The sequence below is a fragment of the Enterobacter dykesii genome (assembly GCF_008364625.2).
Classification (GTDB): Bacteria; Pseudomonadota; Gammaproteobacteria; order Enterobacterales; family Enterobacteriaceae; genus Enterobacter; species Enterobacter dykesii.
The window spans coordinates 2,534,354-2,546,288 of the sequence record NZ_CP126604.1; the positions used below are offsets into that span (position 1 = coordinate 2,534,354).

General features: G+C 51.0%; 9 protein-coding genes. 2 read left to right on the plus strand and 7 right to left on the minus strand.

Translation table 11 applies throughout. The features are described 5' to 3' along the window. Positions 1-2 precede the first annotated feature (2 nt). From oppF to F0320_RS12255, 6 genes are all read right to left on the minus strand, one after another. On the minus strand, positions 3-1,007 hold the full coding sequence (gene oppF, locus F0320_RS12230) for a murein tripeptide/oligopeptide ABC transporter ATP-binding protein OppF (protein ID WP_023312094.1): 1,005 nt from the start codon (positions 1,005-1,007) through the stop codon (positions 3-5). Beyond that, the gene (locus tag F0320_RS12235) at positions 1,004-2,017 is read right to left on the minus strand and encodes an ABC transporter ATP-binding protein (protein ID WP_023312095.1); all 1,014 of its coding nucleotides are present in this window, start codon (positions 2,015-2,017) and stop codon (positions 1,004-1,006) included. The genes oppF and F0320_RS12235 overlap by 4 nt, the downstream gene beginning before the upstream one ends. Positions 2,018-2,028: 11 nt before the next feature. After that, a complete protein-coding gene (gene oppC / locus F0320_RS12240) occupies positions 2,029-2,937 on the minus strand; it encodes an oligopeptide ABC transporter permease OppC (RefSeq protein ID WP_023312096.1) in 909 nt (302 codons plus the stop codon). A gap of 14 nt (positions 2,938-2,951) precedes the next feature. Next, positions 2,952-3,872, minus strand: coding sequence for an oligopeptide ABC transporter permease OppB (oppB, locus tag F0320_RS12245; protein ID WP_008502786.1), 921 nt, complete (start codon positions 3,870-3,872; stop codon positions 2,952-2,954). 84 nt (positions 3,873-3,956) lie between these two features. Next, a complete protein-coding gene (gene oppA, locus F0320_RS12250; RefSeq protein ID WP_126328756.1) occupies positions 3,957-5,588 on the minus strand; it encodes an oligopeptide ABC transporter substrate-binding protein OppA in 1,632 nt (543 codons plus the stop codon). Positions 5,589-6,359: 771 nt separating this feature from the next. Next, positions 6,360-7,007 (minus strand): YchE family NAAT transporter, encoded by a 648-nt coding sequence (locus F0320_RS12255; protein ID WP_021240330.1) that lies wholly within the window; start codon positions 7,005-7,007, stop codon positions 6,360-6,362. 478 nt (positions 7,008-7,485) lie between these two features. On the opposite strand from F0320_RS12255, the gene adhE reads away from it, so the two are divergent. After that, on the plus strand, positions 7,486-10,164 hold the full coding sequence (gene adhE / locus F0320_RS12260) for a bifunctional acetaldehyde-CoA/alcohol dehydrogenase (RefSeq protein WP_149323952.1): 2,679 nt from the start codon (positions 7,486-7,488) through the stop codon (positions 10,162-10,164). A 67-nt stretch (positions 10,165-10,231) separates the two neighbouring features. Here the strand turns inward: adhE and tdk are convergent, their stop codons facing one another. Continuing rightward, the gene (tdk, locus tag F0320_RS12265; RefSeq protein ID WP_047651159.1) at positions 10,232-10,846 is read right to left on the minus strand and encodes a thymidine kinase; all 615 of its coding nucleotides are present in this window, start codon (positions 10,844-10,846) and stop codon (positions 10,232-10,234) included. A gap of 549 nt (positions 10,847-11,395) precedes the next feature. Between tdk and hns the strand changes: the two genes are divergently transcribed. Next, positions 11,396-11,809, plus strand: coding sequence for a histone-like nucleoid-structuring protein H-NS (gene hns / locus F0320_RS12270; protein WP_008502781.1), 414 nt, complete (start codon positions 11,396-11,398; stop codon positions 11,807-11,809). Positions 11,810-11,935: the final 126 nt, after the last annotated feature.

The window sequence follows — 11,935 nt, forward strand, 5'->3', positions numbered from 1 at the left end:
GATTATAACGGGTCTACTTTCAGGCAGGAAACCGCATGTCGGAAACTGCCTTCGAGAACCGGTCGCGTTTTTGCACATTCCGGCCCGGCCATTGGGCAGCGCGTGCGGAAGACGCAGCCTGACGGTGGGTTAATCGGTGAGGGTAATTCCCCTTCCAGAAGCTGGATGGTTTTATTCTTTTCCAGATCCGGATCGGGGATCGGCACCGCGGACATCAACGCTCTGGTGTAGGGGTGCAATGGATTATGGTATACCTCGTCATAGGTGCCCAGCTCCACGGCATGCCCCAGATACATCACCAGCACGCGGTCAGAAATGTGTTTCACCACGGCCAGGTCATGCGCGATAAAGATCAGCGACAGCCCCATTTCGCGCTGCAGCTTCTGCAGCAGGTTAACCACCTGCGCCTGAATGGACACGTCCAGCGCGGAAACCGGCTCATCGCAGATAATCAGCTTCGGTTCGAGGATCAGCGCACGGGCAATACCAATACGCTGGCACTGACCGCCGGAGAACTCATGCGGATAGCGGTTGATGAGGTTTGGCAACAGGCCGACTTTCATCATCATCGCCTTCACGCGATCGCGCACTTCCTGACGAGACATCTTTGGATGATAGGTCCGCAGCGGCTCGGCAATAATCTCGCCGATGGTCATACGCGGGTTTAATGATGCCAGCGGATCCTGGAAAATCATCTGGATATCGCTGCGCACCTCGCGCCACTCGTCGGGCTTCATGCCCAGCAGATCTTTACCCAGCCAGGCCACTTTACCGTCGGTGGCTTTGACCAGGCCGATAATGGCTCGCGCAAAGGTCGATTTCCCGCAGCCGGATTCACCCACCACGCCCAGGGTTTCCCCTTCGTACAGGCGCAGCGTGACGCCATCCACCGCTTTCAGGGTCTTCGGCGGCTGCCAGAACCACTGTTTGCCGTCTTTAATATCGAAATGCACCTTAAGGTCAGCAATTTCGAGCAGCACGTTGCGTTTTTCATCTAATGCGTTCATACCAGCTCCTCCTGCGGCTTAAAGCAGGCGCGCAGACGGCCTGGTGCAAACTCTTCCAGCGGCGGAGCGCTGTTGCAGATTTCCATCGCGTGCGGGCAGCGCGGCTGGAACGGACAGCCTTTCGGCAGACGCAGCAGGTTTGGCGGGTTGCCCGGAATGGTGAGCAGGGATTCCCCTTCCGCATCCAAACGCGGCACCGCATTCAACAGACCAATCGAGTACGGGTGCGCAGGCTGATAGAAGACATCGCGCGCTTTGCCGTATTCCATGGTACGACCGGCGTACATCACCAGCACTTTGTCGCAGATGCCGGCCACCACGCCCAGGTCGTGAGTAATCATGATAATCGCCGTGTTGAACTCGCGCTTCAGCTCGTTCAACAGGGTCATGATTTGCGCCTGAACGGTAACGTCCAGCGCGGTGGTAGGTTCATCGGCAATCAGCAGCTTTGGCCGGCACAGCAGCGCCATCGCAATCATCACGCGCTGACGCATACCGCCAGAAAATTCGTGCGGGAACATGCGCATACGCTTACGCGCTTCCGGCATTTTCACCGCATCGAGCATTTTGACCGACTCTTCAAAGGCCTCCGCTTTGCCCAGGCCTTTGTGCAGCATCAGGACTTCCATCAGCTGCTCGCCTACGCGCATATACGGGTTCAGCGAGGTCATCGGATCCTGGAAAATCATCGAAATCTGCTCAGCGCGCAGCTTGTTCAGCTCGTGTTCCGGCAGGTTAAGGATTTCACGACCGTTGAATTTCGCGGAACCGCCAATAACGCCGTTTGCGGCCAGCAGGCCCATCAGCGCAAAGGCGGTCTGGGATTTTCCGGAACCGGATTCCCCTACGATCCCCAGCGTTTCACCCGCGCGCAGGTTGAAGTTGAGATCGTTGACGGCGGTAACATCCCCGTCCGGCGTTTTAAAGGTCACGCGGAGGTCTTTCACATCCAGCAGAAGATTATTCTGCTGTTGCGCCTGTGGCGCAGTGGCCGTTTCAATAATTGTCATGACGGCGCTCCTTAACGGTCTTTCGGGTCGAGGGCATCACGCAGGCCATCGCCGATAAAGTTAAAACAAAACAGGGTGACGACCAGGAAACCCGCCGGATAAAGCAGCAGCCACGGTGAAACTTCCATCGAGTTTGCGCCATCGCTCAGCAGCGCGCCCCAGCTGCTCAGAGGCTCTTGTGTACCGAGACCCAGGAAGCTCAGGAAAGATTCAAACAGGATCATGCTTGGTACCAGCAGTGAGGCATAAACCACCACCACGCCCAGCACGTTAGGAACGATGTGGCGAACCACGATATTCCCGGTGGACACACCGCCTACCTGCGCGGCTTCGATGAACTCTTTGCGTTTGAGGCTCAGCGTCTGGCCGCGAACAATACGCGCCATATCCAGCCAAGAAACCATCCCGATAGCCACGAAGATCAGCAGGATATTCTGGCCGAAGAAGGTCACCAGCAGGATGACGAAGAACATAAACGGGAAGGAGTTCAGGATTTCCAGCAGACGCATCATTACCGAGTCAATTTTGCCGCCGAGGTAGCCGGAAAGTGAACCATAGAGCGTACCCACGATCACCGCGACCAGCGCGGCAGCAATACCGACCATCAGCGAGATACGGCCACCGATAGCGACACGCACCAGCAGGTCGCGTCCCGAGGAGTCCGTGCCAAAATAGTGGCCTGATTCCATATCCGGCGCGCTGGACATCATGCCCCAGTCGGTGTCGAAATAGGTAAATTGCGACAGCATTGGCGCCAGGGTCACAAACAGCGCGATGATCACCAGAACAACCAGACTGGCAACCGCTGCACGGTTGTGCATAAAGCGACGGCGCGCGTCCTGCCAGAGGCTACGACCTTCTACTTCCAGTTTTTCACTGAAGTTTTCCAGCGCCTCGCTGTTTTTCTTACTCAACATCATGGCGTGCTCCAGCGTTAGTAACGAATTTTCGGGTCGATGACGGCGTACAGAACATCGACGATAGCGTTAAAGAGAATGGTCAGCGCACCGACGAGAATGGTCAGGCTCAGCACCAGCGAATAGTCGCGGTTGAGCGCGCCGTTAACGAACAGCTGACCAATGCCAGGCAGGCCGTAGATTGTTTCGATAACCATAGAGCCGGTGATGATCCCAACGAATGCCGGTCCCATGTAGGAGAGCACGGGCAACAGCGCCGGTTTGAGCGCGTGGCGGAAGATAATCCGACGCATCGGCAGCCCTTTAGCGCGCGCGGTACGAATGAAGTTCGAGTGCAGCACTTCGATCATTGAACCACGGGTGATACGCGCGATACTGGCGATGTACGCCAGAGATAATGCCACCATCGGCAAAATCATGAACTTCAATGCCCCGCCGTTCCAGCCGCCGCCAGGCAGCCACTTCAGCGTGATGGCAAATATCATCACCAGTAATGGCGCGACAACGAAGCTGGGTATCACTACCCCGGTCATTGCCACCCCCATTACGGCATAATCCCATTTGGTATTTTGTCTGAGCGCGGCGATAACGCCTGCGGTGACCCCGAAAACGATGGCCAGAATGAATGCCGCAGCACCTAACTTAGCCGAAACCGGGAAGCTGGACGCGACCAGGTCGTTAACGGAATAGTCTTTATATTTAAATGACGGTCCAAAATCGCCGTGGGCCAGCTGCTTCAGGTAATTGAAGTACTGGGTGGAGATAGGATCGTTCAAGTGGTATTTCGCTTCGATATTCGCCATGACTTCAGGCGGCAGCGTACGCTCACCGGTAAATGGACTGCCCGGCGCAAGACGCATCATGAAGAAGGAAATCGTGATGAGAATAAATAGCGTTGGAATCGCTTCAAGACAGCGACGTAGGATAAATTTCAACATTGCCCGTACCTTCTGGCGTGTGCCTATATTATGTGACGTTGGTTAGACACCGTGGGGCGAGCATGCCCGCCCCACTCATTGCCATTAATGCTTGATAATATACAAGTTTTTAACGTAGATATTATCCATCGGGTCTTTACCGGTATACCCACCTACCCACGGTTTCACCAGACGGGCGTTAACGTAGTAGTAAACCGGAACGATCGCGGAATCTTTATCCAGCTGCTGCTCGGCTTGAGAGTACAGTTCTTTACGCTGTGCTTCGTCAGTGGTTTTCAGCGTGTCGGCGATCAGCTTGTCGAACGCTGGGCTCTTATAGTGAGCGGTGTTGTTCGAGCTGTCGCTCAGCATGGTGTTCAGGAAGGAGGTCGGTTCGTTATAGTCCGCACACCAGCCAGCACGAGCCACATCAAAGGTGCCCTGATGACGGCTGTCGAGGAAGGTTTTCCACTCCTGGTTCTCCAGCTTCACGTTCGCGCCCAGGTTCTTTTTCCAGATTGAGGCAACGGCGATAGCCAGTTTTTTGTGCAGATCGGAAGTGTTGTAGAGCAGGCTGAAGGTCAGCGGCTTATCTGCGGTGTAGCCCGCTTCGGCCAGCAGTTTCTTCGCTTCCGCGTTACGCTGTTCCTGAGTCTGTTTGAACCACTCTGGCTCGGTCAGTTTTGCGCCATCGGTGTATGGAGGGGTATAGCTGTACGCTGGCAGATCGCCCTGGTTTTTCACTTTGTTCACGATGATATCGCGATCCAGTGCCAGCTTCAGCGCGGTACGGACACGTACGTCGGTGAACGGTGCTTTCTGGTTGTTGATTTCATAGTAATAGGTGCACAGGTACGGATCGACGTGAACTTCTTTAGGGATCTCTTTTTTCAGTTTCTGGAACAGTTCAATCGGCATGTTGTTATAGGTCATGTCGATTTCACCGCTGCGGTAGCGGTTAACGTCAGTCACTTCGGACGAAATTGGCAGATAGGTAACCTGATTAATAACGGTTTTAGCGTTGTCCCAGTATTGCGGGTTACGCTCAAGCACCATACGCTCGTTGACCACCCAGTCTTTCAGCTTGTAGGCACCGTTAGTCACGATATTGGCAGGCTGGGTCCATTTTTCACCAAATTTTTCCACGGCGGATTTTGGTACCGGAGAGACGGACGGGTGAACCAGCAGCTTATAGAAGTACGGAACAGGTTCGCTCAACGTCACTTCAAAGGTATTGGCATCGATCGCTTTTACGCCCAGGTCGGTAACAGGTTTTTTGCCCGCGATGATGTCATCAATATTGGCAATGTGGCCATATTGCAGGTAGCTCGCATACGGAGAGGCGGTGGTTGGATTCGCCAGACGCTGCCAGCTATAAACGAAATCTTCGGCTGTGACCGGTGTACCGTCGGACCATTTCGCATCTTTACGCAGATGGAAGGTCCAGACTTTGAAATCTTTGTTTTCCCATTTTTCTGCAACACCCGGCGCCGGGTGGCCGTCTACGTCTGTCACCAGCAGGCCTTCGAACAGGTCGCGGTTAACGTTAGACTCAGGAACACCTTCAATTTTGTGCGGGTCAAGAGACTGAACTTCCGCACCATTGTTACGCACCAGCGTCTGTTTCTCCGCCAGTTGAACACCTGCAGGAACGTCCGCAGCCATTGCAGCGTTGCCCGCGATTAGCGCAGTTAAAATCCCCGCCGCTACCAGATTTTTTTTTGTGATGATGGACATTGTGTTGGTACTCCACTCATTATAATGACTGGCCTTCGCCAGCTGTGTAATCCCCTGTTGGGGCCTGTACAGCGCAGGAGTTTTTTTTTGCTGCTGTCAGGTTCTTCTTTTACTGCTTGCTATCACCGACTTTTTTATTACTGACCGCTCGTATGGCCGTCTTGCGTCGATTCTTAACAGGCCTCCCCTGTTTGAGACCTGCGATGGATATCTGAGAAGAGAACCATATGAAAATAATTCTCATCTGCTTGTTTTATGCTGCAAAATATTAGGCCGGAAAGTATCAAATGGCGTAAACGCGCGCCAATACATTTTGCAAATTTGTTAAGCAATTCTCTTTTACGGTGAGTACCGCATCGTTGAGGGCAGCCCTGCCAGACATCGAACATCAATAAAAAAGCATGACATTCAACAAGATAGAGAAAATTTTCTCTACACGCGCGTCGCTGCGCTATCATCGAGTGATTTTGTACAAAAATTTAACAACTGGTTATTATTTAGCACATTCATCTAGGGGAATGTTGAATTTACTAATATCATTTCGGTTATCTCTCAGCAAGCCCCAGAGTATCATGTGAGTAAAATAACAGATCGATCGAAGGTTTTCTGCGCAGGCGGGTTTGGCGGGAATTAATAACTTATTGAAATACAAGCAATGAACATTATTAGTAGAATTTATTATGATATGTGAGCATTTCAACTTTAGTTATAGGATTTACCGATAATGACGTAAAAAAACGGAGCCGTGGCTCCGTTCTTTCATACGAAATATCAGTGCAGCAAACCGGGGAAAATGCTTTTAATTCCCGTAACGATGAATTCAATCCCTAACGCCATCAACAGCAGGCCCATAATACGCGTTATGACGTTAATGCCCGTCTGCCCCAACAGGCGCACCAGCCAGGGCGCCATGCGGAATACCCCCCAACAGCAGAGCGCGAAAATGGCAATGGCGACGGAAAAACCAATCAGGTGCATCAGGCTATGGTAACGCGTGCCCCAGACAATGGTTGAACTGATGGCGCCAGGGCCAGCCATGAGCGGTAAGGCCAGCGGCACCACGCCAATACTTTCGCGGATGGCGGTTTCTGACTTCTCCTGCTTGTTCTGTTTATCCTCGCCCAGCTTACCGCTGATCATTGACATGGCGATGGTCACGACCAGAATCCCACCCGCTATGCGGAAAGAGTCAATCGAAATCCCGAAGAGCTGGAGAATGGCGTCACCCAGAAAAAGCGAGGTGAGCAATATGATAGCCACTGACAGGTTAGCGGTGAGGTTGGTCTTATTCCTTGCCGCCGCCGTCTGGTAACTCGTCATACTAATGAACACAGGAATGATCCCCACCGGGTTGACCAGGGCAAACAAACCAATAAAAAATTTAAAATACGTTGGAAAATCAAAGAGCGTTTGGATCACGTTTTGCTCCGCTTATACACATGCCCGGGACTGACAATTTGTCATGAGAAATCGCGCTGAAGATACCCTTTTTATCAGCATACTTCACTCGAAATCTGTGGCAAAACGTTATCATTTCAGGATGTTAAACATATGTATAATCAATGATAGCGCTGCTTCCATTACTTACGTAATTATTTAACACTTGAAAAATCTCAACGAAATAACCCTGCTGAAAGGTATCAGCTTGGGGGAAAATTGACGCAGATCATGATTTCCGTACTCAGAAGTGAGTAATCTTGGTTACGCCCCCAGGGAGATCACCTGACAAAAAGGGATGATGCTAAGGTAAGGCTCTTTTAGTAAATTAGTGTGCAGACGCAGAAAGTAACTCTTTGTTTTACTTTGTGTTACGCAAGTCGTATCGGCTCTGTCTATACTGTGTGACGTATCGAGCGCTGGTTTACTAAAAGAGTTTAAACATTATCAGGAGAGCATTATGGCTGTTACTAATATCGCTGAACTGAACGCCCTCGTCGAGCGCGTTAAAAAAGCCCAGCGTGAATATGCCAATTTCACCCAAGAACAGGTTGATAAAATCTTCCGCGCGGCCGCACTGGCTGCTGCAGATGCTCGAATCCCTCTCGCTAAAATGGCCGTTGCCGAATCCGGTATGGGTATCGTAGAAGATAAAGTGATCAAAAACCACTTTGCTTCTGAGTATATCTACAACGCCTATAAAGATGAGAAAACCTGTGGCGTGCTGTCTGAAGACGACACCTTCGGTACCATCACCATCGCTGAACCTATCGGCATCATCTGCGGTATTGTTCCGACCACTAACCCAACGTCTACTGCTATCTTCAAATCACTGATTAGCCTGAAGACCCGTAACGCAATCATCTTCTCTCCACACCCACGTGCTAAAGACGCGACCAACAAAGCTGCAGATATTGTCCTGCAGGCGGCGATCGCTGCTGGCGCACCAAAAGATCTGATTGGCTGGATCGACCAACCTTCCGTTGAGCTCTCCAATGCGCTGATGCATCACCCGGACATTAACCTGATCCTGGCAACCGGTGGTCCAGGCATGGTTAAAGCCGCATACAGCTCCGGTAAACCTGCGATCGGTGTGGGCGCCGGTAACACCCCTGTTGTTATCGACGAAACCGCTGACATCAAACGTGCCGTTGCGTCTGTACTGATGTCTAAAACCTTCGATAACGGCGTGATCTGTGCATCTGAACAGTCTGTTGTTGTTGTCGATTCCGTGTACGACGCTGTTCGTGAACGTTTCGCCAGCCACGGCGGCTACCTGCTGCAGGGCAAAGAGCTGAAAGCGGGTCAGGACATTATCCTGAAAAATGGCGCATTGAACGCCGCTATCGTAGGTCAGCCGGCTTACAAAATTGCTGAGCTGGCAGGCTTTACCGTTCCGGCAACCACCAAAATCCTGATCGGTGAAGTGAAAGTTGTCGACGAAAGCGAGCCGTTTGCACATGAAAAACTGTCCCCAACGCTTGCCATGTACCGTGCGAAAGATTTCGAAGACGCGGTAGAGAAAGCCGAGAAACTGGTTGCCATGGGCGGTATCGGTCACACGTCTTGTCTGTACACCGACCAGGACAACCAGCCAGAACGCGTTGCTCACTTCGGTCAGATGATGAAAACTGCACGTATCCTGATTAACACCCCTGCTTCTCAGGGTGGTATCGGTGACCTGTACAACTTCAAACTCGCACCTTCCCTGACTCTGGGTTGTGGTTCCTGGGGTGGTAACTCCATCTCTGAAAACGTTGGTCCAAAACACCTGATCAACAAGAAAACCGTTGCTAAGCGAGCTGAAAACATGTTGTGGCACAAACTTCCGAAATCTATCTACTTCCGCCGTGGCTCACTGCCAATCGCGCTGGATGAAGTGATTACTGATGGCCACAAACGTGCGCTCATCGTGACTGACCGTTTCCTGTTTAACAACGGCTACGCTGACCAGATCACCTCTGTGCTGAAAGCGGCCGGCGTTGAAACTGAAGTGTTCTTTGAAGTTGAAGCTGACCCTACCCTGAGCGTTGTGCGTAAAGGTGCTGAGCTGGCTAACTCCTTCAAACCAGATGTGATTATTGCACTGGGTGGTGGTTCCCCAATGGACGCCGCGAAAATCATGTGGGTCATGTACGAGCACCCTGAAACCCACTTCGAAGAACTGGCGCTGCGCTTTATGGATATCCGTAAACGTATCTACAAGTTCCCGAAAATGGGCGTAAAAGCGAAAATGATCGCGGTAACAACCACTTCCGGTACCGGTTCAGAAGTTACGCCATTCGCGGTAGTAACGGACGATGCAACAGGTCAGAAATATCCACTGGCTGACTATGCACTGACCCCAGACATGGCTATCGTTGATGCGAACCTGGTTATGGAGATGCCGAAGTCACTGTGTGCGTTCGGTGGTCTGGATGCGGTAACTCACGCCCTGGAAGCTTACGTTTCTGTGCTGGCATCTGAGTTCTCTGACGGTCAGGCTCTGCAGGCGTTGAAACTGCTGAAGGAAAACCTGCCAGCGTCCTACAACGAAGGGGCTAAAAACCCGGTAGCACGTGAACGCGTTCACAGCGCAGCAACCATCGCCGGTATCGCGTTTGCGAACGCCTTCCTGGGTGTTTGCCACTCTATGGCGCACAAACTGGGTTCTCAGTTCCACATTCCTCACGGTCTGGCGAACGCCCTGTTGATCAGCAACGTTATCCGTTATAACGCTAACGACAACCCAACCAAGCAGACTGCTTTCAGCCAGTACGACCGTCCGCAAGCGCGTCGTCGTTATGCTGAAATCGCAGACCACCTTGGTCTGAGCGCACCGGGCGACCGTACTGCCGCGAAGATTGAGAAACTGCTGGCATGGCTGGAAAGCCTGAAAGCTGAGCTGGGTATTCCTAAATCTATCCGTGAAGCAGGCGTTCAGGAAGCTGACTTCCTCGCTCATGTCGATAAGCTGTCTGAAGATGCATTCGATGACCAGTGTACTGGTGCTAACCCGCGCTACCCACTGATCTCCGAGCTGAAGCAGATTCTGCTGGATACCTACTACGGTCGTGAATTCAAAGAAGGTGACGTTGCCGCTGTGAAAACAGAAGTTCCTGTCATCAAAGCTGACAAGAAAGCGAAGAAAAGCGCTTAATTGACCGCAGCAGATGAAAAACCCGCCTTATGGCGGGTTTTTTTATGCCTGAATAATGAGGCGGATGTTATTTTCTGTTGTCGTGCTGAATCGCCGTCAGCGAGCCTACAGCTAGCGCTTCTTTATAATGCTTACGACAGACCGAAACATAGCGTTCATTACCGCCTATCACCACCTGCTCACCATCTGCATAAGGTTTCCCGGCCTGGTCGAGGCGAAGCACCATGCTGGCTTTGCGACCGCAGAAGCAGATTGTTTTCAATTCGACAAGCTTATCCGACCAGGCGAGCAAATACTGGCTACCGGCAAAGAGCTCACCGCGGAAATCAGTACGCAGGCCGTAACACAGCACGGGAATATCGAGCTCATCGACCACCTCTGAAAGGGCATGAACCTGTTCACGCGTCAGGAACTGGCACTCATCTACCAGAACACAGTGAATGGGCTTAACAGCGTGTTCTGTGCGAATGTCCTCAAACAGATCGGTTTTCGGGTTAAACAGTCTGGCAGGCGACGAGAGCCCTATTCTGGAACTTACCTTCCCTGCGCCAAAGCGATCGTCAATTTCAGCCGTATAAACAACGCTACGCATCCCCCGCTCCTGGTAATTGTACGAGGATTGCAGCAACGCGGTGGATTTCCCGGCATTCATAGCCGAATAGTAGAAATAAAGTTGTGCCATTGGCCGTAAAACCCCAATCAATGTGTAATATTCCCGATGATTCATTGTACCATAATTTGTCTGGTCATCAGCGATGTAGCACGCAAGGGAAGCGTTTCAGCGCGGAGTTCACAACCTTCTTTTTGTGAAAATAGCCCGTTAAAACATGAAGTAAACCCCTTCAATCCGGCCAATATGTTATATGTTCAGCCAAACATAACACTGCTTTTTATAGTGGAATCCCCGTTCTTTAAAATTCACTATTTATTAACTATTTCAGTCTTAACATCACGGCGCGGAACTAATACAAAAGGCTGATATTTCTCCGCCGCAACTATAATTCCTGCGGTAAATGTCACAAAAAAAAGAGGCAATCGGCCGGGTTCAGCCGGGTTAGCTGATAACAAACGAGACTGTGGGGTGATGAAATTTAAGTTAGCGTAATTAATAATAGCGGCATTATTTAGTATTTTTTGAATTCCTTACATTCCTGGCTATTGCACAACTGAATTTATGGCTCTATTATTAGGTCAACAAACCACCCCCCATTATAAGTTTGAGATTACTACAATGAGCGAAGCACTTAAAATTCTGAACAACATCCGTACTCTTCGTGCGCAGGCAAGAGAATGCACCCTCGAAACGCTTGAAGAAATGCTGGAAAAATTAGAAGTTGTAGTTAATGAACGTCGTGAAGAAGAAAGCGCAGCAGCTGCTGAAATCGAAGAACGCACTCGTAAACTGCAGCAATATCGTGAAATGCTGATTGCTGATGGTATCGATCCAAATGAATTGCTGAACAGCATGGCTGCAGCTAAAACCGGTACTAAAGCCAAGCGTGCTGCACGTCCTGCTAAATATAGCTACGTTGACGAGAACGGCGAAACTAAAACCTGGACTGGCCAGGGCCGCACTCCTGCTGTTATCAAGAAAGCCATGGACGAACAAGGTAAACAGCTGGACGACTTCCTGATCAAGGATTAATCCAGCAGTATTCAGAAAAATCCCGCGTAATGCGGGATTTTTTTTAACCTAAATTTGGCGCAAACATCCCCTTACATTCTGTCATAAAGCATTATTTGGCAATTTTAATAACTGTACTTAGAGACA